23 protein-coding genes and 1 pseudogene are annotated in these 24,365 nt (G+C 37.5%); 21 read left to right on the forward strand and 3 right to left on the reverse strand.

From position 1 onward, the window contains the following. Positions 1-22 precede the first annotated feature (22 nt). The 8 genes from AC3WTL_RS02765 (at position 23) to AC3WTL_RS02800 (ending at position 7,109) form a co-directional block, all read left to right on the forward strand. Positions 23-1,279, forward strand: a complete 1,257-nt coding sequence (locus tag AC3WTL_RS02765; protein WP_248347757.1) for an MDR family MFS transporter — start codon at positions 23-25, stop codon at positions 1,277-1,279. Next, positions 1,242-1,748, forward strand: coding sequence for a hypothetical protein (locus AC3WTL_RS02770; protein WP_248347755.1), 507 nt, complete (start codon positions 1,242-1,244; stop codon positions 1,746-1,748). The genes AC3WTL_RS02765 and AC3WTL_RS02770 overlap by 38 nt, the downstream gene beginning before the upstream one ends. Further along, complete coding sequence (locus AC3WTL_RS02775) at positions 1,745-2,995, forward strand: His/Gly/Thr/Pro-type tRNA ligase C-terminal domain-containing protein (RefSeq protein ID WP_248347753.1); 1,251 nt, start codon at positions 1,745-1,747, stop codon at positions 2,993-2,995. Before AC3WTL_RS02770 ends, AC3WTL_RS02775 begins: the two co-directional genes overlap by 4 nt. 37 nt (positions 2,996-3,032) lie before the next feature. Then, complete coding sequence (locus AC3WTL_RS02780) at positions 3,033-4,787, forward strand: ABC transporter ATP-binding protein (RefSeq protein ID WP_492368966.1); 1,755 nt, start codon at positions 3,033-3,035, stop codon at positions 4,785-4,787. Next, a complete protein-coding gene (locus tag AC3WTL_RS02785) occupies positions 4,753-5,496 on the forward strand; it encodes an energy-coupling factor transporter transmembrane component T (protein WP_248347748.1) in 744 nt (247 codons plus the stop codon). Before AC3WTL_RS02780 ends, AC3WTL_RS02785 begins: the two co-directional genes overlap by 35 nt. Positions 5,497-5,522: 26 nt before the next feature. Then, positions 5,523-6,389, forward strand: coding sequence for a QueT transporter family protein (locus tag AC3WTL_RS02790; RefSeq protein WP_492368967.1), 867 nt, complete (start codon positions 5,523-5,525; stop codon positions 6,387-6,389). Positions 6,390-6,737: 348 nt separating this feature from the next. After that, positions 6,738-6,827, forward strand: a complete 90-nt coding sequence (locus AC3WTL_RS02795) for a beta-lactamase family protein (RefSeq protein WP_242061767.1) — start codon at positions 6,738-6,740, stop codon at positions 6,825-6,827. A gap of 132 nt (positions 6,828-6,959) precedes the next feature. After that, positions 6,960-7,109, forward strand: coding sequence for a serine hydrolase (locus AC3WTL_RS02800; RefSeq protein WP_282956704.1), 150 nt, complete (start codon positions 6,960-6,962; stop codon positions 7,107-7,109). 501 nt (positions 7,110-7,610) lie between these two features. Here AC3WTL_RS02800 and AC3WTL_RS02805 read toward each other — a convergent pair. Both AC3WTL_RS02805 and AC3WTL_RS02810 read right to left on the reverse strand, forming a co-directional pair. After that, the gene (locus AC3WTL_RS02805) at positions 7,611-8,234 is read right to left on the reverse strand and encodes a LysE family translocator (protein ID WP_248347746.1); all 624 of its coding nucleotides are present in this window, start codon (positions 8,232-8,234) and stop codon (positions 7,611-7,613) included. Between the two features lie 359 nt (positions 8,235-8,593). Then, entirely contained in the window at positions 8,594-9,559 is a 966-nt protein-coding gene (locus AC3WTL_RS02810; protein WP_492368968.1) for an NAD(P)-dependent alcohol dehydrogenase, read from the reverse strand. 289 nt (positions 9,560-9,848) lie between these two features. Between AC3WTL_RS02810 and AC3WTL_RS02815 the strand changes: the two genes are divergently transcribed. After that, complete coding sequence (locus AC3WTL_RS02815) at positions 9,849-10,175, forward strand: ArsR/SmtB family transcription factor (protein WP_227887731.1); 327 nt, start codon at positions 9,849-9,851, stop codon at positions 10,173-10,175. A gap of 76 nt (positions 10,176-10,251) precedes the next feature. Further along, entirely contained in the window at positions 10,252-10,767 is a 516-nt protein-coding gene (locus tag AC3WTL_RS02820) for an SRPBCC family protein (RefSeq protein ID WP_248347745.1), read from the forward strand. A 472-nt stretch (positions 10,768-11,239) separates the two neighbouring features. On the opposite strand, the pseudogene AC3WTL_RS02825 reads toward AC3WTL_RS02820, so the two are convergent. Then, positions 11,240-11,786: pseudogene (locus AC3WTL_RS02825) on the reverse strand (transposase); the annotation flags it as partial. A gap of 401 nt (positions 11,787-12,187) precedes the next feature. Between AC3WTL_RS02825 and AC3WTL_RS02830 the strand changes: the two are divergent. The 11 genes from AC3WTL_RS02830 to AC3WTL_RS02880 all read left to right on the forward strand — a co-directional run bounded on the left by AC3WTL_RS02830 (position 12,188) and on the right by AC3WTL_RS02880 (position 24,344). Beyond that, positions 12,188-13,708 (forward strand): class I adenylate-forming enzyme family protein, encoded by a 1,521-nt coding sequence (locus AC3WTL_RS02830; RefSeq protein ID WP_248347744.1) that lies wholly within the window; start codon positions 12,188-12,190, stop codon positions 13,706-13,708. A 70-nt stretch (positions 13,709-13,778) separates the two neighbouring features. Further along, a complete protein-coding gene (locus AC3WTL_RS02835) occupies positions 13,779-14,528 on the forward strand; it encodes a response regulator transcription factor (protein WP_197249625.1) in 750 nt (249 codons plus the stop codon). Between the two features lie 150 nt (positions 14,529-14,678). Then, positions 14,679-15,791, forward strand: coding sequence for an XdhC family protein (locus AC3WTL_RS02840; RefSeq protein ID WP_492368969.1), 1,113 nt, complete (start codon positions 14,679-14,681; stop codon positions 15,789-15,791). After that, complete coding sequence (locus AC3WTL_RS02845) at positions 15,792-16,409, forward strand: nucleotidyltransferase family protein (RefSeq protein WP_492368970.1); 618 nt, start codon at positions 15,792-15,794, stop codon at positions 16,407-16,409. Then, positions 16,393-18,804, forward strand: a complete 2,412-nt coding sequence (locus tag AC3WTL_RS02850) for a xanthine dehydrogenase family protein molybdopterin-binding subunit (RefSeq protein ID WP_492368971.1) — start codon at positions 16,393-16,395, stop codon at positions 18,802-18,804. The genes AC3WTL_RS02845 and AC3WTL_RS02850 overlap by 17 nt, the downstream gene beginning before the upstream one ends. A gap of 17 nt (positions 18,805-18,821) precedes the next feature. Further along, positions 18,822-19,277, forward strand: a complete 456-nt coding sequence (locus AC3WTL_RS02855) for an SRPBCC family protein (protein ID WP_048008578.1) — start codon at positions 18,822-18,824, stop codon at positions 19,275-19,277. A gap of 16 nt (positions 19,278-19,293) precedes the next feature. Further along, positions 19,294-20,169, forward strand: a complete 876-nt coding sequence (locus tag AC3WTL_RS02860; protein WP_248347738.1) for an FAD binding domain-containing protein — start codon at positions 19,294-19,296, stop codon at positions 20,167-20,169. Position 20,170: 1 nt separating this feature from the next. Next, the gene (locus AC3WTL_RS02865; protein ID WP_248347737.1) at positions 20,171-20,677 is read left to right on the forward strand and encodes a (2Fe-2S)-binding protein; all 507 of its coding nucleotides are present in this window, start codon (positions 20,171-20,173) and stop codon (positions 20,675-20,677) included. Next, positions 20,677-22,233 carry a class I adenylate-forming enzyme family protein gene (locus AC3WTL_RS02870; RefSeq protein WP_163140473.1) on the forward strand — a complete coding sequence of 519 codons (1,557 nt, stop codon included), beginning with the start codon at positions 20,677-20,679 and terminating at the stop codon, positions 22,231-22,233. Before AC3WTL_RS02865 ends, AC3WTL_RS02870 begins: the two co-directional genes overlap by 1 nt. Then, positions 22,233-23,036 carry an enoyl-CoA hydratase/isomerase family protein gene (locus AC3WTL_RS02875; protein WP_048008582.1) on the forward strand — a complete coding sequence of 268 codons (804 nt, stop codon included), beginning with the start codon at positions 22,233-22,235 and terminating at the stop codon, positions 23,034-23,036. Before AC3WTL_RS02870 ends, AC3WTL_RS02875 begins: the two co-directional genes overlap by 1 nt. Before the next feature lie 51 nt (positions 23,037-23,087). Further along, on the forward strand, positions 23,088-24,344 hold the full coding sequence (locus AC3WTL_RS02880; RefSeq protein ID WP_217025659.1) for a benzoate/H(+) symporter BenE family transporter: 1,257 nt from the start codon (positions 23,088-23,090) through the stop codon (positions 24,342-24,344). Positions 24,345-24,365: the final 21 nt, after the last annotated feature.

The raw sequence follows: 24,365 nt of genomic DNA on the forward strand, positions 1-24,365 counted from the left end.
CCATTTTTTAAGGAGTGATAAGATGATTATAAAATTGATTGGCACTATAACTGCTTTAAAAAATTATTATCGCTCCTTTGATAGCTTTGTTTGGGTACTATTTCTTGGTACCCTTATAAACGCTATTGGAATTGGTATTTTTTACCCTTTTTTAACTATATACATGAAAGAACAAATTAATATGCCGATGAGTGCAATTGGGTTACTACTAGCCCTGCAAAGCATAGTTGGTATAGTGTCTCAGCCTCTTGTCGGATTAATGATTGGCAGATTTGATAAAAGACTTGCTCTTATAATAATAATGTCTGCTGTTACTCTCGTGGATATATTATATATCTTTTCCAGGTCCATTCTTTTAATTGCCATTGTCCTTTTTCTTTCAGGTATGTTGGTCCCTATGTATTATGTTGTAAGAAATGTAATTGTAGGGGAGAGTGTAGGCTCAGAACAGAGAACTGAGGTAAATAGTATCTTACTTATGGCTTTTAATGGAGGTCAAGTTTTAGGTGCTTCTATTGGTGGGTTCCTTGCCGTATTTTCTTATACATATGTATTTTTAGTAAATGCTGTAACCACCCTTTTGTTTACATTGTTATTAATATTTAGATTTAATTATAAAGATAATTCAAGCAAAGAACAAAAGATTAATTTTAATAGAACCAAAGAAAAAGTGAATTTCTCTTTGGTGTGGAAAAATAAGGGGTTTATATGGTTCTGTATTGGTACTATTTTAACCATTACTTGTTATGCCCAGTTATTTACAACGTTACCGGTATATCTAAAAGGGCATTTAGGTATTAATGAAATGCAATATGGAATTATCGCATCAATTAACACGTTCGCTATTATGGTCTTTCAGTTGCCTTTAAGTATCTTAACAAAGAACCTGAGAAAAGCAAGCATAATGGCAATGGGATCATTAATGTTTTGCTGCTGTTTAGTTGGTATTTACTTTGTAGATCAATATCTATTCTTCTTTCCATTAATTCTATTTGTATCATTTGGCTGTATGTTGTTTTTCCCTACCTCTACAAGCTATGTGGCAGATATATCACCACCGAATTATTCAGGCCACTTTTATGGTGTTTTTGGTGGAGTGAGCTCCCTTGGGTATGCTATTGCTCCATTAATTGGAGGCTTTTTATATGAAGAGTCTATAGGTTATCTATGGTTCTTTTTATTAATATTTTCCTTCTTAAGTCTTCTTATTTTTAGTTTATTAAGAAAAGAGGGTACAGAAAATGTCAAATACGATAATAAATCACAGGTTACCAATTAACAATCAGCAATTATTAAATATAGAAATAGTATTAAGTGAGCTCAAGAAATATGATTTAGTCCAAATCAATGATATCTTCTGCATTCCTGAAAAAGAAGAGATTGTTCGATCAAAGAGGAATAACAAAGTAAAACAAGTCAACCGAATATATTACCCTATTAAAGTTAAATTAGAAAATTCTAATACAATGTGTTATCTCAGATCTTTTGGAGCTGATTTTAATATTGTTTTGTTTGACTGGATAGATTTAAAAGCCCCTCCAAAAGGTTTTTTTTCCATTGGAAAAGGCGTTGCAAATGGGATTGAAGTCAAAAGCCTACTATTAGCACAATTTTTCGGTGAGCCTATGATATTAGATGATATAAGTAAAAATTTATCCAAAATATTAAAACAGCGTTCCAACAAATTTATTAGTATTGTTGATTCACAATATGATTTGCCATGCTTAAAGGTGAGTGCTGTTATATGATTCAGAATACTTATATCAAAAAATTAGAAGATGCACAAATTATTAATGAAAAAGGTTATGGAAAAGGAATCCCTATTTGGTATAAAAATGGAATAGACTTAGTCAACAATATTTTTCAAGTATTTAAAGAATGCTTACAATCAGAGATTAATGACTTTTATATTTTAGATTTCGGTAATATCATTCATAAATCAGTCTATGATCAAGTTTATGGAGATATTAATAATTATGATAGCATCTACACTTTTAAAGATAATAATAGTGATTACTTAATTAAATCAGATGCAATGCCTCTAAATATTTCTTACTTACTAGAAACAACTGAGAAAAGACCGGTTCTAACCTTAACCTCTGTCGCAAGAAATGAAACAGGCAGTACTAAGGCTTTATTTAGAGATCGAAATATTTGGCCAGTAATTCAGTTGAATCATGTCATAAAAGAAAATGAAATTAATGGTTTTTTTGACAAATTAACTCAAGTCTATCGCGATTTTTTTAGAAAACTATGTCTGCCAACTCTTTTTGTAGATGCAGGTGAACTACATAACTATGCCTCTAGCCAAAGGTATTTTGTAACCGCACTAGACAACTTGAATTTCACAAAATCAGGTATGATCTTTCAACTATCCGAAAACTTTAAGGAAAACTTTAATACTAATTTTGAATTAATTGATTCAGGGTTTTCAGAGAAAGTCATAGCCCTTATGGCTATTTTACACAGTGATCAAAATGGGCTTATATTGCCAACTTCAGTAGCTCCAAGTCAAGTTATTATTGCATCTGCCTTGGATAATAACATGCTATTAATTGAACAGGTTGAAAAACTACTCAATAGTCAATCCATAAGATGCAGTGTAAAGAGAGAAGAAAATAATATAAAAAAAATTAAAAGACAATGGGAAAAGGAAGGTGCTCCATTACTTATAATTTTGGATGAACATGAAATTACCTTATATATGAGGACCTCGAGAAAAAAAACAGTACTTACGATAGAAGACTTAAATGATTTGAGTCCATTTTTATTAACCCATGATAAAGCTTTATATTCAAAGGCCAACAAATTCTTAGAATTAATAGAACACGGGCATAGTACTGAGGATCGGATAACTTTTATATGTAAAGATTGTAAATCTGGAAATAATCAATTTTTCGGCCATATTTATCCATATAAATATGGCGAATGTGATGTATGTAAAATCAATAAAGGAGTAAAAAGCATTCTTTCTACTAGAGGCAGGTTCTATTAATTTCATGTTGGTAACTTCTTATTTTGGAGTGAAGAAATTGATTATAGATGTCAGAGAGCTTTCATTCAAATATAAGGGAGTAAAGGATAAATATGCTCTGAAAAATATAAACTTTTCTGTAAGTAAAGGTGAATTCGTTGTCATTACGGGTGCTTCGGGTGCTGGTAAATCCACTCTCCTGCAATGTTTAAATGGATTAATTCCCCATTACCAAAAAGGACTTTATTCTGGTGAAGTAATTATTCTTAATAAGAATATAAGAGAGCACAGAGTAGGTGAAAATGTAAAAGAGGTAGGGTTAGTTTTTCAGGATTTTGAGGCACAATTATTTTCGACAAACGCTGCTCTTGAAATTTTATTTGGACCCGAGAATTTAAATTTTTCCGATGAAGAAATGGATAAAGTCATAATGGAAATATTCCCTGCTGTATGTTTGTCCGGGTTAGAAGATAGAGCTCCTTCATCCCTTTCAGGGGGGCAAAAGCAGCGTTTAGCAATAGGTTCTATCCTGGCTATCGATCCAAAAATAGTTTGCATGGATGAACCAACTACAGATTTAGATCCCGGTGGTAAATTAGGCATCGTAAATATTATTAAAGACCTTCAATCAAAAAATGATAAAACAGTCATATTGGTTGAACATGAATTAGAGGAAATAATCACTTCAGATCGCATTATTGTAATGAATAAGGGACAAATTGTTCTGAATGATAATTCTGCTAATGTATTAAAGGAAGTTGAAGTTCTAGAAGCAAATGGAGTTTTTCCGCTTCAAGTGCCTCTATACTTTCACAAATTGGGCCTAGCGAAAGAGGTGCTGCCACTGCTTCCTGAGGAAGGGGTTCGGTTGTTCAAGAGTTTACCAATTAATTTAGATAGTAACCAATACAATAAACTTATAGAAAATGATAAAAAACGTATAAATACCTATAAAAATGTTGTGTTAGAAACTATAGATTTAAATTATAAATACCCAGATGGTTCATATGCGCTTCAGGGAATCGATATACAGATAAGAGAAAATGAATTTGTTGCAATTGTGGGTCATAATGGTAGTGGGAAAACGACTCTAATCAAACATTTAACTGGGTTAATCGATACTAATCATGGAAATATTTTTATACGTGGCAAGTCAGTTAAAGAATTAACAGTATTCGAAATAGGGCAAAAGATCGGCCTTGTATTTCAAAATCCTGATCATCAAATCTTTTCTGAAACAGTCTATGAGGAAGTAGTATTTAGCCTAAAATTAAGAGGGTTATCTGAAAATGCCATTAATGAAAGGGTAAAAGAAGCACTGAAAGTGGTAAATCTTTCAGGATACGAGGATGAGGATCCATTCTTTTTAACAAAAGGTGAGCGACAACGGTTGGCGATTGCTTCGGTAATTGCAGCTGAATCTAAAATCATTATTCTGGATGAGCCGACAACGGGTCTTGATTATCATGAACAAAGACAAGTAATGGACTTAATAAAAAAATTAAACAAGTCTGGACATACAATAATTATTATTACTCATGTGATGTGGGTGGTGGCAGAGTATGCACACAGAACTCTAGTTATGAAGGATGGTGAAGTTGCATTGGATGGGATTACAAGAGAAATATTAGGAAAAGAGAATTTACTTAAAGAGCTTTCTATCCGTCCTCCACACATAACCGAGTTTAGTAAACTTTTAGGAATCACACTTCTTTCTGTTGATGAAATGTTAAATTGTACAAATTATGGTGGTGTTCATTCAAGGAAGGAGGAAAAATGTGCAACTTTACCTGAATCGCAATACTCTTTTTAATAGGTTGGACCCAAGAACAAAAATCATAAATTTTGTTTCAATCTTCTTTAGTGCCATGCTTTTACCAGACATTCTTTCTCAAATAACTTTACTTTGTATAGTATTAATTATTGGAAAATTAGCACAAATGTTAAAAAATATTAAGCATTTAAAAATAGTAATAACAATGACCTGTTTTTTATCCATACTATTATGGTCCGCAAGCTATCCAGGAACTAAGGATGTATTATTCTTTTCAATAGAAGGTGCTGAATTTGGTGTAATAGTGGCAATCAAGATTAGCACCATTATTATTGCAGGCATCTTATTCCTCAGTACAACAAAGGTTGAAGAAATATCACTCGCATTAATATATTTTAAGGTTCCTTATAGGGTTTCATTTGCTTTTATGACAGCATTAAGAATGGTTCCAACCTTAATTTCTACAAGTCATATAATTATTGATGCTCAAAAGTCAAGAGGCCTTGACTTAAGTAAAGGGAGTATAATAGAAAGGTTCAAGAAGTATATTCCACTACTGGTCCCTGTATTCCTTACATCAATAAGGAATACTGGAACTTTAGCAATGGCTTTGGAATCAAAAGGATTTGGCTATCAAAATTATAGAAGTTATTATTTAAAGCTCAAAATGACTTCTGCCGATTTTATTATTCTTGGATTAATGCTGATATTATGCATTTCAGTAATTTATTACCGAATAAATTTTTAATAGCATTGTGAAAGGAGTGATGGTTTGTGAAAGAAGTATTTAGTATGTGGAAACACACCAAAATGGTAGTTTTAGTAGCACTATCAGCAGCGATATATGCAGCAGCGATGATTCCTTTTAAAGGTTTAGTAATTATACCTGGGGCTTCAGAACTGAGGCCAGCAGCTGTATTTCCTGTAATATTTGGTTTGTTATTTGGTCCTGCAGGGGCATGGGGAGTAGGAATAGGAAGTATTATAGGGGATATGTTTAGCTTTATTGGTCCGGGAACACCATTTGGATTTATCGCAAATTTTCTTATGGCATATATCCCTTACAAAATATGGAACAGTATAGGCAATATAAAAAGTACGGATGATGATTCTTTATATCTAAACTCTGCCAGAAAGATAATTAACTTTTGTATGGCCGGTATTCTAGGGGCCTTTGCATGTGCACTCACTTTAGGTTTTAGTGGAGAACTTTTGGCTGCTGTTCCCTTTGCTGCAATGGCTTCAGTCGTAGCTTTGAATAATTCAGTTGCTATCTGTGTGTTAGGTCCACCTTTAATGCTTATTTTATATAAAAGGGTAAAGAAATGGGATTTGCTATGGATGGATATTGTTGATGAAGAAGAGATACCAAAAAACTCAATTTTGACTTTTACAGGAACGATTTTTATCTTATGCGGAATTTTAGGCGGTATGGGCACTTCTTTTTGGTTAGCACTTACTACAGCGGACCAAAAATTTTTAGCCGATGGCTTCCAGGCAGGTACAGTTGGTGGAGGAATTATTACAATTGTTTCCGGACTTGGAATTGTACTTATACTATCTGGCTCGCTTTTACAAACTTATCACCAACGAAGTAGCTTTCAGAGCACAGACAACATTACCTCTCAAAAACAAGGATGATTATTCAATAATAACGAGGTCAGGATATATTAAAGAGGTTATGCAGTCCAGAGAAACATTAAGGAAAACCTTATTAAATGACCACATAATCGATATTATGTGGTCTTTATTAGTTTAGCTGGAGCTTTGTTCTTCTGTTAATAATCCTTGTAACATCTTCCCTTGTGTGTAAGTGTCCTATCTGCTAAACCCTTTAAGACAGAAGATGCTGATCAATTTGTCACTAACTATATAGAATGGAATGGGCTGCCTCGTGCATCGATTGCCATTGTAAAAGACGGTAAATTTGTATACGAGAAGGGATATGGCCACGATTCCAAGGGAAAGCCAGTAAAATAAAAGTCGTTAATGAGGATCGGTTCCGTATCCAAATCATTTACTGCATTTGCTGTTTTGCAGCTTGCTGATCAAGGGGAATCCAACTGGATGACCCAATAATTAAATATCTGCCAGAGGAAAAACTTGATGATTCAACATGAAAATATGTTGCGATTTTCCAGCTTTTAGGTATTCCTAATCCAGTTATTGTATCACCTGCAATTTCCTTACAAGCAGGTGTGGAACGTATGAATGATACGAACGAACCTGCAGTCAAACCCGGGAGAGAAATATAATTATAGCAATGGGAACTACTGGTTATTACCGTTACTGGTAGTGAAATTAAGCGGAATAGAATTCTCCCAATATCTTAAACAAAAGGTATTTCTCCACTGGGAATGACTGACTCTCTCACCATTGCAGTATTACTAAATCGTTATACCCCTAAGTTCGGGCATTATCCAAATGACCGAGGGAAAAGAACTAGTATTGAAAGCTCCAATATCAAAATTAATTGATCTAACACTTGGCGTTATCACATTCATTTTTTGATTTTAGGAATAAGAGGATTGCTGCGGAGTAAAAATTTCGAATAAACGTAAACAGCATCCTCCCTGGAAATTTATCCTTCGTTTAATTCCCCAATAGGCTCAATCAGTATTAATTGGGTGGTTGTTTTTTAATGTTCCAAGTTTACAAAACAACAGTTCGACCACTATTGATGTATTTGGTCTATACCCAGCCGCCATGTTCTTATTGGCGGTTGTTTTCATCATCGGATTGGTTCTTAACATTTTGAGAATCTATTATTGAATAGCATTAAATAAAGGGTAAGGACTAAAAAAATGACACTAAAAACGCTCAGAAATTACTCTGAGCGTTATTGAACTGAATCCCAATGTTTTAATGCTGCTTACCTAGCGCCAGCTTTAATCCGAAAGCGATTAACACAACACCTGTAGCTTTATCCATAACTCTTTGAACCTTTGGGGACATGAGCCATTCCCGCAGGTAATTGATGAAGAATACGTATAGGAAAAACCAGCATATGCTCAGCAATGTGTATATAATTCCCATAATGATCAGCTGCTGTTGCGCGTTTTCGCCTGTCTTCACAAATTGCGGCAGAAAGGTTAAAAAAAACATTGCAACTTTGGGATTGAGCACGTTTGAAAGGAGTCCTTGTTTAAAGGCAGACTTTTTCATGTCTGATTTTACTTCAGTTTCTAAATCAGCATTCTTCTTCTTTTTCATGCTGATGAATGAAGATAGCCCCAGGTAAATCAAATAAACCGCCCCGGCAAATTTAATGACTTCAAATGCTGAAGCAGACTGCATTAAAATGGCTGATAGGCCAAAAGCAGCCGCAAAGGTATGCACTAAAGAACCTGCTGTAATGCCCAGCCCCATTTTATAGCCATCTGTCCTTCCGTCTGAAATCGTCCTCTTTGTTATAAGGGCAGTATCAATCCCTGGACTCATGACCACAAACAAAGAAAGAATTAAAAACGTAAAGAAATCATTCATTTTTTTCACTCCTTGCCCATGTGTTAAAAGAGGATGAACATATTTAAATATAATTTAACACATGGTAAAACTATTTTGTTCAAAAAATTTAAAAAATTAAAGGGCTGGTCCCGACAGAAAAAACTTGAACCTAACGTAATGTTTTATAGTGTTCTTAACAGTGAGAAAGAGGAAGGAAGCATGAAATAGAGAATATAATTGTTAAGACACTGATTTATGACAAACATGTCCGTTTAGTTTTTATTGATAATACTGCTTTCAGAATGTTCATAACCTCACAATTCTTTATAAGGGGGAGAAGATGGTAAAGGGATTCTTCTTCTCCCCTGCACTGAACACACAATGAATCTTAACCGCTATTAATCTTCTGTAATCGTAATAATTACTTTTCCTTGAGCGTGACCTTCTTCAAAATATCTAAAAGCTTTGTCCACTTCACTTAATTTAAATGATCGATCAATGACCGGCTTTACTTTTCCGGCTTCAATAAGTTCGCTCATGTAAATCAGGTCTACCTGATTTTGCCTCTGCAGCATGCTGCTCATTTTCTTATTCCCTGTGAATGAAATCCACGGCCCCATGACCATCGCCTGTGTAAATTGTGCTCCTGAACCTCCGGCAAGCACATAGGTTCCATTAGATCTTAAAGCCCGCTTATAAACAGAAATCGGCTGATAGCCGTTAACAGCCAGAATCAGGTCATACTTCTCTGTCCTTTTGGAGAAATCCTCCTTTTTATAATCGATGGCATGATCTGCTCCAAGGGTACGCAAAATGTCTAAGTTCCTTGTACTGCATAAACCGGTAACCTTAGCACCCAATGATTTGGCGATTTGTACGGCGAAAGTTCCCACACCCCCTGACGCCCCATAAATCAAGACGTTTTGTCCTGCCTGAATGTTTCCTTTGTTTCTTAAGGCCTGTAGTGCTGTGACTCCCGCCATAGGTACTGCGGCTGCCTCCTTAAAGGTAAGATTGGCTGGTTTTATGGCCAGCGCCTTTTCAGGGACAGATACATATTCAGCAAAACCGCCCCAGCCGCAGCCTGAAAGGTCTCCGTACACATTATCGCCTGGCTGAAACTGTGTGACGTCTTTGCCGACTGCTTCCACCTGACCGGCGATGTCACCTCCTGGTACCGTGTATTTTGGTTTGAGAAGACCGTAGGCAAAGCGTGCCAGGTATGGTTTTCCTTTTAAAAGAACAAGATTCCCATAATTCACAGATGCTGCGTGAACCTTGACGAGTACCTCTTGATCCCTGGGCACTGGTTTATCTAAATCTGTCGATCTAAGATTATCTGGCGATCCGTATTTTTGATACACAATTGCTTTCAGAAAAAATCCCTCCTAATTTTCCAAGTAAGGCATAAGTTTAAAAGAATATCTATTAATTTTATTCCGGGAAAAATATTTCAAGACTATAATGCTTCTTTTGTTGATGAAGAAGGCGGGTCCATATAGTCTATTTTAAAAATTTTTTGTAATATTCCTTTACAGGAATATTCCTAATGGTGTATATTATTCTTAAGGAAAGTTACAATAAGGAATCGGGGGTGGGATCTACTATAGAAATGGAAAGAGTGACCATAATCACGCCGGGAGATGATACAACATGAATGGGCAACTTTTCAGTGCACTGGCTGAGCCCAACCGTCTGGATATCATAGACCTGCTGCTGGAAGGAGCGCTTCCAGTAGGGGATATCGCAAAAAAACTTGAGTTGAACCAGCCTCAAACTTCCAAGCATCTTCGCGTTCTTTGTGACGCTGGCCTTGTGGAGGTTCAGCCGATCGCCAACCGCAGGATTTATAAAATCAGGCCTGAACCGTTTCAGGAACTGGATAGGTGGCTTGATTCCTATCGCCGATTATGGGAAGGCAGGATGGATAGGCTGGATGATTACCTTAACGTATTGCAGGGCAAAAAACCTTTGAATTGATGATTAAGCTCAGATTAGGTCTGTCTCTAGAGTTGCAGACGGTTTTTCAAATACAGCTTCTAATGGAGGAGTAATAATGGCAAATAATGCAATGCTTTCAAGAGTTGAAGATGAACGGGTGCTGGTATTGGAACGCGTATTCGATGCACCGCGAGAGCTTGTCTTTAAAATGTTTAAAGAGCCGGAACACTTGAAACATTGGTGGGGTCCGAGAGGCTGGGAGCTCCCGGTTTGCAGCGTTGACTTCAGACCTGGTGGAGTATGGCATTATTGCATGAAATGTGTTGACCGGAATCAGGGCCAATTCTATGGCATGGAATCCTGGGGCAAGGGGATATACAAGGAGATTAGCGAGCCGGTGAGCATCAGCTATACTGACTATTTTTCCGATGCTGAAGGGACTATTAATGAGGATATGCCCTCTACTGAAGTGACTCTGGAATTTGTAGATGTGGACGGAAAAACCCAATTAATTAACCGTGGAGAATATGTATCTGCAGAGGCGCTCCAGTCCGTAATGGAAATGGGTATGCTGCAGGGTATAACAGATACTTGGAATCGTCTGGAAGAACATTTGAACGAGATCAAATAACGATATTGAACATACAGAAGGCAAGATTGGCTGCAAATTAATAAATTAAAAATGGCGTTGATCCTAGAAGGATTAACGCTTATTTTTGAATTACGCTTGTAGGTGCAACCGATAATCAAAGTTCCCTTTTGATGTGGATTTTTTTTATTCACTAAAGGGTGAGTAAAAAAATCGTCTTGACTATTTAGGAGGGAGGAACAATTGGCAATTCGAGATTGAGTCTTGATGAAGTCAATATATGATCTATTTGGAAACTAAAGACAAGTGCTTGTTTAGAATTAGTTTTTATAATCTTTAGGTGTTGAAAACGATAAAGAATAGCGCGCAATGCAGCACGCTATTTATCTATGATCAGATTTGATTTGGCATCGTTTCTATTTATGAAGCGTCCTCTGGATATAAATACTTCTTCTCGAAAACTGAAGTAAACGCCATCTGCATTGATAATTATATATTTTTGGTAGGTTTTGTACTATTTTCTTTTATTTTGGTTCCAAGCTATATCTTGGAAAGTTGTTTTGTTTTTAAAATGGCAAATATCCAGTGTAAGAGCTTATTTACACAAGCAATAACAGCTACTTTAAAAGGTTTTCCTTCTTCACTTTTTTTATCATAGAACTCTCGTAATTTCTTATTTCGAGGAATAATCTCATCGCTTGTTTTGCTCTTACGACAGTCACGAATCGCACAACGAACTGCAATATATTAGGCGTGACAAAGCCTGCTAGATCTTCTTTTCGTGATTCGGTTTTGGGTGGCTGTAAACTTACTCTATTTCCCCAATTTCTGAAATGATCGTTTCAGAGATCTTTTCTCAGATACCTGAGATAGATTTGATAATATTATATTCTTCAACTTCTTTTGCGAGGGCATCTATCTCTGACTCTAACTTGGATAGGTGCTCTTTGTATTGAAGAATGATGGTTATATACATACCATGACTCAATAATATGACGCTGATACAAAGTCTTTTCAAACGGATTTCGGTTTGCGGCAGCTTTGAGTTGAATAGCTTTTTCATAATTACCTGATTCTACTCCTAAAAGTTGTCGCACGTACCTTTTAATAATCGTGAAATATCCGTATAGAATACGGTATATCAAAAAATATAATTAAGTTTAGCATTTCTTATAACTTTTGCCTGCCCAGTGATGATTATGAACACCCTCGATAATCCATCTTTTCGTACTAACCTATTGATTTAAATATTTATCTCTGTCTTCATTAGTTCTTCTTATAGAATATTCAAGCTGCAAATAGTGTCACTAAATCTATTAATAGTATAAGTTGTGGAAGAATTGTTTAGACAATAATTGCTTCTTTTATAGCTCGTTTATATTTCTATATCGCTTTGTCAGAAGGGTTTCCCCACATTTTAGCGAATTTTTATGTAGTTAAGCACTTTAAAGGAGGAATCTCTTTGGATCTTCGAACAGTATTTGAATATTCTATTGAAAGACATCCTCAAAAGGTTGCCATTATAGACGGGGATAGAAGGTATACATACCGGCAGCTGGGTTTAGAGGTTAACAGTGTAGCCTCTTCCTTACATAGACTCGGTGTTAATAAATATGACCGAATAGCTGTGCTTTTGAAAAACCGTTTTGAAACAGTGGTTATATTCTGGGCCATTCAAAAACTTGGTGCTATATTTGCAGGAATAAATGTTAGACAATCCCAAGAGATCGTTCATTATTGTTTAAGTGATTTAGAGTCGAAATTTGTTATCTACGATGTTTCGACTGAGTATTTAATTAACAAAAAAAGGTTCATGGAAAGGCCAGTATTTATAAATATAGATGGAAATGGCGGGGATATTAATTATGAAGAACTAAAAAAACAAGAATCTTACGACTTTAATCCCAATCAAATCAATGAAAATGATTTAGCCGTCATCTTATATACCTCTGGTACAACAGGTAATCCAAAGGGTGTTCCACGTTCACATCAAAATGAATATGCAGCTGCTTTTGCCCATATCTTCCAATGTCATTATGAGTGGCATGATTCCACATTAGGGGTAGTACCCCTGTATCACACAATGGGATTGCGCTCCCTGCTTAGTATGGTGCTGTTAAATGGTACCTTCATCATTCTTCGGGATTTCGACTCTTATGAGGCTATTCAATTAATAGAACAAGAAAACATAAATAGTCTATATCTGCTCCCTAATATGTATCATGATATGGCAACATTGCCTGAAGCGAATAAATCGAATTTTAATGAATTGCGTACTATTGTGTATGCAGGAGCTCCTATGACAAGCAAATTAATTGGCTTATGTATGGAAGTTTTCCGTCCCAAGTATTTTATTAACCACTATGGCAGTACAGAAATTTACACCTATTCCTATTGTGATCATATCTCGGAAAAGCCTGGATGTGTTGGGAAGCCAGGCATCCATCAAAATTTAAGGATTATAGAACCTGATATCAGCCGTTCCAAGACACCTGCTGACACCGTTAAGGATGGAGAAATAGGTGAAATTATTGTTCATATCGGCTCCCCTGAATCGTTTAAAGGGTATTGGAATAAACCGGATCATACGAAAAGAAGTGTGATTCAAAATTGGTTTTATACAGGGGATTTAGGATACAAAGATGAAGATGGAGATATGTTTGTGATAGGACGCCTAGATGAAATGATTCTTCACGCTGGAGATAATATATATCCTATAGAGGTCGAATCTGTACTATTAGAACATGAGAAGGTTCAGGAAGCTGTTGTGGTTGGGGAAGATGATGAACGCTGGGGACAAGTGGTGGTTGCATATATCGTTCCAAGTGATCCATCTTTGACCGTTAATGAATTGGATTTATTTTGCAAAAGACACCCTAAATTATCAAACTATAAACGGCCAAGAAAATATATCTTTCAAGCATCTTTTCCAAAAACGGCTGTAGGAAAAATAATGCGTAAAAAAATTAAATCAAGTTATTAATGATAGATGGGACTTTCAAATTTTTATCATAAAAGCAATATTTTAAACATGAATAGGCAGGAGGCTTGAAATGCCCAATATGCTAATTGTAGATGATGAATATGAAAGCCGTTATGTCCTTCGTGAGTTTATAACTTCCAGTGAATATCATTATTTTTCTGTACATGAAGCAGAAACATATGAAAAAGGACTGTTAATGCTTAAACAGCTAAAGCCTTCCATCCTTATAGTTGAGATCTCCTTGCCGGGCAACAATGGTTTCGAACTGGGAAAAGAAGCAAAGCGGTGGGATCCGGAAATTTCTGTAATAATCTATACTCAGCTAAAAATATTTGAATATGTCCAAAGTGCTATTAATCTAGGGTTTTCAGCATTTTTGCTAAAACCGGTGTCAAGAAGTGAAATCAAACAGGCTTTTGAGCGAATAATTGTCCATAGTCTATCGACGGAGACAAACCGTTTTACAGGAAAGCGGAAAGATACCGCAAATGTCGATCTTGCCCATCCAATTGAATCATCTATTCAATATATTCAGAGTCATTTTAAAAACCCTATTACACTAAATCAGGTTGCGGATTCAGTCTATTTAAGCCCTTCCCATTTTAGCCGTTTATTCAAGGAAGAAATGGGTGTAACCTTTATCGAGTATTTAACTGCATATAGAATAGAGCAATCGAAGTCATTGCTCAAAATGACCTCTTTACCTATTGAGGTAATCGCCCATCAAATAGGCTTTACTAGTTCTGGGTATTTTGCAACGACCTTTAAAAAAAGCGAACGCTGTACACCATCTGAATATAGAAGTCTTTTTATAAATTAAATAAAGGATAATTAATATAAGGATAAGTCCCATTTCGGGATTTATCCTTTTTTAATAATATTTTAAAAGATCATTTGCAAATATATTAAAACCTCAAAATTACGAATGTTCATATAATTCAATTAACACATTCAAAGGAGCGAAGGAGCTTTGATTATAAATGAACTTAAGAGATGCATTCGAAATAATGAAAAAGCAATCCTAGCAACTATCATTGATAAAAAGGGTTCTTCCTATCGCCAAGTTGGGGCAAAAAGCCTCATTTTCTCAGATGGAACTGCTTATGGTGTACTTAGCGGTGGGTGCATTGAGCAAGACTTGCTTGAACATGCAAGGGATGTATTTGAGACAGGTGAACCAAAACAGATTATTTATGACCTAAGAAATGATCATAATGTGCCATGGGGGTTAGGTGTTGGGTGTAATGGCGTCATAACAGTTTTGCTTTCGCTTATAGATCCTGTAAATAATAGAGAATCAGCTGTAAAGCAATTCAAAGTATTAAAACAGCAATCTCTAAGTAAGGAACCATATCCAGTCTGTACAGTCATTAAATCAAGTAATCATAATGCGCTTCTTCCAGGAACTATTCTAGAAAATATTGAGTTGCCCTTATTTAAGATTATGTCAAGCGGGATTTTAGAAAATTATTCAATTGATATGGATGGAAAAAAGGAAACCGTAACTTTATTTTTGGAAACGGTTAAACCTACGCCTCATATCATCATTTTTGGAGCAGGACCAGATGCATCATCGTTAATAGATCAATTAAAGTTTTTACATTGGAGAATAACAATAGTGGATCATCGTCCAGGATATTTAAATAAGGATAACTTTCCTTACGCAGATGAATTGAACTTAGTGCCGCAGGGAGAGTTTCCGGAAGATTTAAATGCGAGTGAAAATTCTTATGCAATCATCATGACTCACCACTATGAACAAGACCTTGTGTATTTGAAGGGATTGCTCCAGCTTAATCTTAGCTATATAGGCCTATTAGGTCCGAAGAGAAGGTTCAATAATCTTAAAAAGGATCTTCAAGCACAAGGGTTCATGATACCTGCAAAAGCTGCTGAAAAGATTTATTCACCTATAGGTCTTGATATAGGCTCTGAGACACCTGAGGAAATAGCACTGAGTATTGCAGCAGAAATTATGGGCCACAAAAATAAAACGAGCAGCCAATCGCTTAAGTGGAAAAAGGATTCAATTCATCCTTCAAATCCCGCTTCAAATGAAAGATTAAAAGAATTGGTTCAATAGATGAAGATGGAAATCTGGAACATTGTCTTAGCAGCTGGTCATTCTACCAGGATGAAAGGAACTCATAAGTTACTTAAAAAGCTTGAAGAAGAAACAACAATCCTTAGATATACCGTCAAAAAGATTTCGGCTAACATGGCCAGTAAAACGATGGTTGTATTGAATAGGGATTTTCCTGAATTGGAAAATGAAATCCGTGATTTGCAAGTATCCATTGTATGGAATCCTTGTCCGAAACTTGGAATTAGCAGTTCCCTAGCTGCAGCAATTGAAAGCTTGTCTCCTGCGTGTGAAGCTTTGTTGATAACACTAGCTGATCAGCCCGAAATAAAAGTAGAAGTAATGAACGAAGTAATTACAGAGTATCTCATATCAAAAAATCCCTTAATTATAACTTCATATAGAGGAAAAATAAGGCACCCCATTTTATTTGGCCAATTGTATTTCAATGAACTCTTGAACCTAAAGGGAGATCAAGGAGCAAAAATACTTATTAGTGCTAATAAAGAAAAGGCGCACATTTATTATGAGGATGAAGAAGCTCCGGAGGACATCGATACTATTGAAGATTATAGGAGACTATTAAAAAGGAGGAATGAAATTGACCTATGTAGGTAAGCCTGTGAAACGAATAGAGGATGCCAGGTTAGTGTCCGGAGAAGGAACATTTATTGATGATCTTTCGCCATTGCCAAATATCCACTATGCTGCGATTCTTAGAAGCCCCCATGCACATGCCCGTATTAAAGCGATTTTTTTAGAAGAAGCGGCAAAAACACCAGGTGTAATCGGAGTAGTTGTTGGAGAACATGTAAAAGCTTTAACCAATCCTTTTCCAGTCGGCGTAAAGGCACCAATAAAATACTACCCCATTGCAGTAGAAAAGGTCCGGTTTGTGGGAGAGGCTGTTGCAGTTGTTGTGGCTAAAGATCGTTATATTGCAGAAGATGCTCTCGCAAAGATAAAAGTCGATTACGAACCGCTGAATCCTGTGGTCCAAATTGAAGATGCTCTTTCGTCTGAGTCAGCCGTTCTTCATGAAGAAGCGGGTACGAATATAGTTAATCATCGTGTATTCCAATACGGCAATGTCGAGAATTCATTTAAAAGTGCCGATTATATAATAAGTAAAAAGTTCACTTTTCCAAAGGTTAGTGCAACTCCTGTGGAAAATTACGGAGTAATCGCGAATTATACAAAAAGTGAAGGTGCGTATACCATTTGGTCAAACTTTCATGGACCTTTCACACTTCATTCCGTCATGACTGCTGCACTAAAGGTGCCGAGCAACAGACTGAGGATTATTACGCCAAAGGATATTGGCGGAAGCTACGGGATCAAATCAGGTGTATTTCCATACATGGTCTTAATGGGTGTAGTGTCAAGAATATTGGATGTACCCATTAAATGGACGGAAGACAGACAAGAACACCTCATGGCGAGTTCCAGTGGTACAGATCGTGTAACGTGGATTGATGCAGCGGTAAAAAAAGATGGAACCATTCTTGGTTTGAAAATGAAATATGCGGATAGTGTTGGCGGATATATACGTGCACCCGAACCTGCTTGTTTATATAGAACACACTCAAATTCAACTGGAGCCTATCGAATTCAAAACGTTAAAATGGAAGCGATTGCAGTCGTTACGAATAAAAGTCCAACAGGGCTCATAAGAGGCTATGGCGGTCCCCAGCACTATTTTCCGCTGGAAAGAATGATGCAAATCATTTCAGCTGAATTGGATCTGGATGTGATTGAAGTCATAAAGAAAAATTTAATTACGAAAGAAGAATTTCCCTATCATACAGCTTCAGGCGGGATATACGATAGCGGGGATTATCATAAGGCATTGCACCTTGCGCTTGAATCGATTGATTACGATAGCTTTAAAGAGAAACAAAAAGCAGCCTGGAAACAAGGGAAATATCTGGGGTTAGGGTTTGCTTGCATCGTTGAGCCATCCGGTTCGAATATGGGTTATGTGACCATTGCTTTGACGCCGGAAGAGAGAGCAAAATCATTGCCGAAATCAGGCTGTTCTGAAGGCGCAACAGTATCGATAGATCCAATGGGTGGAATCACAGTCCGGATCAGTACGGTACCAACTGGGCAAGGCCATGAAACAGTTACTTCCCAAATCGTTGCCGACGTTCTAGGTGTTGATCCTGCTTCTATCCGGGTTATTGCTGAATTGGATACGTTAACAAGCCCATGGTCAGTAGCATCAGGTAGTTACTCCAGCAGGTTTGCCCCTATCGGGTCAAGTGCCGTTTATCAAGCAGCGCAAAAAGTAAGATTGAAACTGTTAGAAATCGCCAAAAGCCAATTAGATACAACAGTGGACGAATTGGTCATGGCAGAAGGGAAGGTATTTGCAGAAAAAAATCCTTCTAAGAGTATCTCCATTAAGAGATTAGTAGGTTTGGCACATTGGAATCCGCAAGGCCTTCCCTCTGGTATTGAACCAGGTATCCATGAATCTGCATTTTATACATTATCTGCAGCGGAGTCCCCAAATGAATTGGATCTTGTTAATGGATCCGTCACCTATGGATTTGTTTTTGACGCTGTTCAAGTGGAAGTGGACATTGATACCGGTGAAGTGAAGATTCTTGACTATACCACGATCCATGACGCTGGGAAACTATTAAATCCAAATATTGTGGAAGGTCAAATAATGGGTGGTCTAGCTCATGGACTAGGAGCCGCACTTTATGAAGAACTTGCCTATGACGAAAGGGGGCAGTTCCTGACTGGAAGTTTTATGGACTACTTATGTCCTACGGCTACAGAAATCCCAAATGTGACCATAAAGCATATTGAAACACCTTCCCCCCTAACCCCTCTTGGAGCTAAAGGGTTAGGAGAAGGAAATACAATGAGTGCTCCGGTTGTCATCGCAAATGCGGTTACAGATGCGTTAAAACCATTTAATATATCAATTGATCAACTTCCTTTATCTCCAGATCGGATTTGGTCAAAAATTAATAATAAGAAAACGATACAAATCTAACTTAAGGAGGAATTGTCATGAATGGTGAAGGAAATATTCAGCTTAACGGAAATCTAGATAAAGTATTCTCGAGTTTATTAGATCCGGAAGTATTAAAAAACTGCATTATGGGATGCAAAGAACTATATAGACAAGAAACCAATGTGTATGTGGCGGACTTATCTGTTGGGGTTGCTGCAGTTAAAGGGAAATATGATGCAACCATTCGTCTTACGGACCTGGAGCCCCCTCATTCCTATAAGTTAATTGTTCATGGTGAAGGGGCACCAGGGTTTGTAGATGCCGAAGCAGCCATTCATTTGGTTTCGGTGGACGATGAAAATACAGAGCTTAGGTACACTTATGAGGCTGCTGTAGGTGGAAAAGTCGCTTCAATTGGCCAGCGTATGTTAGGTGGAGTAGCTAAACTGATTATTAAAGACTTTTTTAAAAAGATTAAAAGAGAGCTGGATAAAGTAAATATTGCTGACTAGGAAGGAGGACGCTTGTATGAAACCAGCAACCTTTACTTACTGCAGTCCTTCAACTATAGAGGAAGCAGTGAAACTATTAGAGGAATATGGAGATACAGGGAAAATCATTGCTGGCGGGCAAAGTTTTATTCCCATCTTAAATATGAGGATGTCCGAACCGGAGTGTCTCATTGACATTAACCAAATCAATGAGTTAAACGGAGTCAGGGTAGAAGAAGGGGTACTGAAAATTGGTGCTCTTACAAAGCAAAGGGAACTTGAACAGTCAGATGCCGTTAAAATCAATGTTCCTATACTCTCGGAAGCCACTCCATATATTGGTCATGTCCAAACGAGAAATAGAGGAACTGTTGGAGGAAGTGTTGCCCATGCAGATCCAAGCGCAGAGCTGCCCCTTTGCTTTTTAGCACTGGATGCTGAAATCGTTATCCAAAGTATAGATGGGACTAGGAAAATAAGTATAAATGATTTTTTTATTACCTATTTAACAACAGAGGTGATGCCGGAGGAAATATTAACTGAAATTCATGTTCCCTTATCTGAACATAATGGGTATGCCTTTGAGGAATTTAGCAGGAGACATGGTGACTTTGCCTTAGCAGCTGTTGCTTGCATTCTATCAGTTGATGAAATTGGAAAAATAGATAAAGTGAGACTTGTCTTAGGAGGGGTGGATGCAATTCCCCTTTTAGCAGAAGAAGCAATGGAATATTTGGCTGGAAAAAGTCTAACAGAGGATACACTTGAAAAAGCCGTAGAGCTGGCTGTGAAGGATGCTGATCCTGATGGGGATTTACATGCTTCAAAAGAGTATAGAGTCCATATGGCTAAAGTTCTAACAAGAAAAGCATTGATAAAAGCATTTAACCGAGCTTTAGGAAAGGGGGTGTAACATGTCGAATCTCTCCATTGAACAGAAAATGAACGTTTCTTTATCAATTAATGGAAGGGAGGTGGAAGCAGAAGCTGAGCCTAGAAAACTATTAAGTGATTTTATAAGAGAAGATCTGGGTCTTACAGGTACACATGTTGGCTGTGAACATGGTGTTTGCGGTTCCTGCACGGTGCTTTATAATGGTGCAGCCGTACGAAGCTGTTTAATGTTTGCAGTTCAGGCAAATGGATCATATATACAAACAATCGAGGGTTTAACAGAGAATGGAGAACAGCATGTTTTGCAGCAGACATTTACGGAGTTCCATGGACTTCAATGCGGCTTTTGTACACCGGGGATTTTAATGTCCTCATTAGAAATGCTGAATAGTGGCGAAGAACCCACAAAACAAGAGATTAAAGAGATGTTATCCGGCCATCTTTGCCGCTGTACTGGGTACACAGGAATTATTGAAGCTATTGAAAGAGCATGTGGGACAAATAAATGTAAAGAAGGTGACAATTAGTGGATCTTGGAAAGCTGTTTGATTTCGCAGTGAATCGATTTCCTGATAAAACAGCCATCGTTCAGGATGATAGACGGTTATCCTTTAAGGAATTTCAATTAGAAATTAATAAACTTGCATATTCATTGCAGAAGCTGGGGATCGAAAAAGGAGATCGTGTTGTTATTATTCTTAAGAACCGCTTGGAGATGGTCGCTATTTATTGGGCTGTTCAAAAAATCGGTGCCATTTTTACACCAATAAATTTTCGTCTTTCAACAGATGAAGTGGCATTTTGTGTAAATAATGCTGATGCGAAAGCGGTTATTTTTGAACCAAGCAGCCAGGATGCTGCATTAAACGCATCATATGCAAGTAAGCCTCTTTTTATAAGCGTTTTAGGTGCGGAAGGTGCAGAAATTACCTATAAAGAGCTATTAAATCATAACCAAGAGACGTTTCATCACCCCAATATCGACATGGATGATATTTGCTTAATGTTATACACTTCAGGAACTACAGGGAAACCAAAGGGTGTTCCCAGAAGCCACAAGAATGAATATAGCGCGGCTATCGCACACATTATTCAAAACCAATATGTACTCCATGAAAGCACTCTGGGTGTCATGCCGCTCTATCACACGATGGGGATGCGCTCGCTATTATCCATGGCATTTATCAATGGGAAAATGGTCATGATTCCTGATAATAATACAATGAAAATGTTAAAAGTAATGGAAGATGAAAAGATTAGCTGCGTTTATTTAGTTCCTACCATTATTCATGATCTGTTAAATCATAAAGATTTTAATAGGTATAATTTACGGAATGTTCGGAAAATAGGATACGCTGGAGCATCCATGACAACGGAGTTAACAGAAGACTGCTTTAGGAAATTAAAGCCTGATGTTTTCGTAAATCACTATGGCAGTACAGAGGTATATACTTTCAGCATTTGCAACTATTTAGATAAAAAGCCAGGCTGTGCGGGCAAAGCAGGTTTCCATCAGCAGCTAAAAATAGTTGAACCTGACCCTGAAGGAAGTTCAGGACCTGCTGATATTGTACCGCATGGAACTCCAGGAGAAATTATTGTAAATATTGACTCATTAGAAGCATTTAAGGGCTATTGGAAACGACCTGATGCAAACATCAAATCGATCAGAAACGGCTGGTATTTCACAGGAGATATGGGTGTTCTGGATGAAGATGGCGATCTTTATGTTGTTGGCCGCGTGGATGACATGATCATTTCTGGTGGAGAAAACATTCACCCTCTTGAGGTTGAAGATGTATTGTCTTCACATCCGGAAGTATTAGAGGCTGCAGTTGTCGGTTTACCTGATGAGCGTTTTGGAGAGAAGGTTGTCGCATTTATAGTCAGTAAAAGCCCAACTATTTCAACTGCAGAGCTGGATAACTATTGCAGGGAATCTGGCAGCCTGGCAAACTTTAAGCGGCCCAGGGATTACTGTTTTATAAAAGAGATACCTAAAAGCCCTGTCGGGAAGATATTAAGGAGAAAATTAAAAGAAAATTATTCATCCATAATACAAAAAGAGGAGAGTGTAGGGTAATGACAACAATTAATAACAAAGGTACTTATCAATGGGATCATATTTTAGTAGACAAGAACATTGAAGCAAAGACAGCCACTATTACATTAGATCGGCCAGAAAAAATGAACACGCTAAGTTTTATTGCACGCTCACATCTTAATCAAATTTTCACTGAATTAAATAATGATGAGGATGTAAGGGTGATTGTGATAAAGGGAGCGGGTGAAAAAGCCTTCAGTTCGGGCGGGAATATTGCAGAATTCATGGAGCAGCATCCATCTGTACTTTCAGAATTGCATGTAAATGTTGCTGCGCCAGAGCGTTCTCCCAAACCAGTTATTGCCCAATTGCAGGGGTATACATTTGGGGTAGGTCTTGAAATCGCAATGGCATGTGATTTTCGAGTGGCATCAGAAACCACGCAGTTGGCATTACCCGAGATCAATCTTGGCATGATTCCTGGCAGCGGCGGGTCACAGCGGATTGCAAAAATTGCCGGAGTCGGCCGTGCAAAGGATATGATCATGAGGGGAAGACGGATACCAGCACACGAAGCACATCAATGGGGCTTGTTAACAACTGTGACAAGTCAGGAGAATTTAGAAGTAGAGGTAAATAAATTGGTTAAAGATCTTGTCAGACTATCACCAATGACATTAAAAGTGTTAAAAAAGGTCATAAATAGTTCCCAGGATGCGCCTTTAAGTGTAGGGATGGAGATTGAAGGATTTGCATATGGAATGCTGCGATCTACTGAAGATTTTAATGAAGGTGTACAGTCGTTTGGAAATAAGGTGAAACCCAGTTTCAAAGGAATATAATCCTTTTTACTAGATAAATGGGAATGTTGAATAGGGAAATGGAGGGTATATATGAAATACTCAATGGGTGAAAGTTTGAGAATGCTGCCCAGGTATTTAAATATTAACACCTTTAGTGCTGGAACACTTGCGGCGATTTTTGGATGTACCGGACCAGCTTTAATTATCATTGGCGGTGCTGCTGATGGCGGATTATCAATTGAGCAGACTATTTCTTGGCTGTTTGCAGTTTATTTTTTCGGAAGCTTGATCGGGGTTTATTTGGCATTAAAGTATCGTCAGCCTATTGCGGGAGCCTGGTCCATTCCAGGGGCTGTTTTAGTCGCAGGTGCCCTGCAGCATTACTCCCTTAGTGAAATTTCAGGAGCCTATTTAGTTTCCGGTATTCTCGTATTTATTCTGGGGATTTCAGGGCTCATAGGGAAAATAATGAAATGGATCCCAGTACCGATTGTTATGGCGATGATAGTAGGGGCAATGATCAAATTTGGCACTGGAATGATTACATCTCTTGAAGGGACTCCTCTAATAGTGGGGACAGCCATTTTGGTTTATTTATTTTCTTCACGTTATATAAAAAAAGTGCCTCCTATTTTAATGTCCTTTGTCGCTGGTGGAATTTTGGCAGCGATAATGGGAGAGTTTCAATCGTCCAGTATGGAAGCAGGATTTACACTGCCGCAAGTATTACTGCCGACATTCAGTTTTGAATCCATCATATCAGTTTCAATACCCTTGACCCTATTGGTGATTGGGGCGGAGAATGCTCAAGCCATAGGCGTCTTGATGGCAGAGGGATATAAAGCCCCTATTAATTCAATGACGATCTGGAGCGGAATAGGCGGGATAGTTACATCTCTATTCGGCGGACATAATGCTAATATTGCAGGACCGATGACAGCGATCTGTTCATCTAGAGAATCTGGAGAAAATAAGGAAGGGCGCTATGCCTCTGTTATTGTAAATGCAGTAATATTTGGAGGCTTTGGCTTAATTGCAGGTTTAGCTGTCCCATTTGTGACTGCCTTACCAGGTGCGTTGATTTCAACTGTTGCGGGACTAGCGATGATCGGAGTACTGGTAAGTTCCCTTCAAGCATCCTTTTCTGAGAGGAAATTTCAAATTGGTGCATTTTTTTCATTAGTTATTGCGATGTCTGGAGTCTCTTTCTTTAGTATAAGTTCCCCTTTCTGGGCTCTTATTGGTGGAGTTATCGTTTCGTTAATCATTGAAAAAGGAGATTTTGATACCTTTAAAACTAAAATTAAAGCGGATGAAGGAAAAGAGAAATTTGAGAGCGCGGTGTAATCCTTAATTACTTTTAAAAGC

This window comes from Cytobacillus sp. EB106-05-05-XG126 (assembly GCF_058791715.1).

Bases quoted from the DNA above. Each gene is read 5' to 3' on its own strand.
- AC3WTL_RS02795 (WP_242061767.1), top strand. From the start codon at position 6,738: ATGAGGATCGGTTCCGTATCCAAATCATTTACTGCATTTGCTGTTTTG.
- AC3WTL_RS02815 (WP_227887731.1), top strand. From the start codon at position 9,849: ATGAATGGGCAACTTTTCAGTGCACTGGCTGAGCCCAACCGTCTGGAT.
- AC3WTL_RS02875 (WP_048008582.1), top strand. From the start codon at position 22,233: ATGACAACAATTAATAACAAAGGTACTTATCAATGGGATCATATTTTA.
- AC3WTL_RS02855 (WP_048008578.1), top strand. From the start codon at position 18,822: ATGAATGGTGAAGGAAATATTCAGCTTAACGGAAATCTAGATAAAGTA.
- AC3WTL_RS02805 (WP_248347746.1), bottom strand. From the start codon at position 8,234: ATGAATGATTTCTTTACGTTTTTAATTCTTTCTTTGTTTGTGGTCATG.
- AC3WTL_RS02775 (WP_248347753.1), top strand. From the start codon at position 1,745: ATGATTCAGAATACTTATATCAAAAAATTAGAAGATGCACAAATTATT.
- AC3WTL_RS02820 (WP_248347745.1), top strand. From the start codon at position 10,252: ATGGCAAATAATGCAATGCTTTCAAGAGTTGAAGATGAACGGGTGCTG.
- AC3WTL_RS02765 (WP_248347757.1), top strand. From the start codon at position 23: ATGATTATAAAATTGATTGGCACTATAACTGCTTTAAAAAATTATTAT.
- AC3WTL_RS02880 (WP_217025659.1), top strand. From the start codon at position 23,088: ATGAAATACTCAATGGGTGAAAGTTTGAGAATGCTGCCCAGGTATTTA.
- AC3WTL_RS02845 (WP_492368970.1), top strand. From the start codon at position 15,792: ATGAAGATGGAAATCTGGAACATTGTCTTAGCAGCTGGTCATTCTACC.
- AC3WTL_RS02800 (WP_282956704.1), top strand. From the start codon at position 6,960: ATGATACGAACGAACCTGCAGTCAAACCCGGGAGAGAAATATAATTAT.
- AC3WTL_RS02835 (WP_197249625.1), top strand. From the start codon at position 13,779: ATGCCCAATATGCTAATTGTAGATGATGAATATGAAAGCCGTTATGTC.
- AC3WTL_RS02860 (WP_248347738.1), top strand. From the start codon at position 19,294: ATGAAACCAGCAACCTTTACTTACTGCAGTCCTTCAACTATAGAGGAA.
- AC3WTL_RS02865 (WP_248347737.1), top strand. From the start codon at position 20,171: ATGTCGAATCTCTCCATTGAACAGAAAATGAACGTTTCTTTATCAATT.
- AC3WTL_RS02770 (WP_248347755.1), top strand. From the start codon at position 1,242: ATGTCAAATACGATAATAAATCACAGGTTACCAATTAACAATCAGCAA.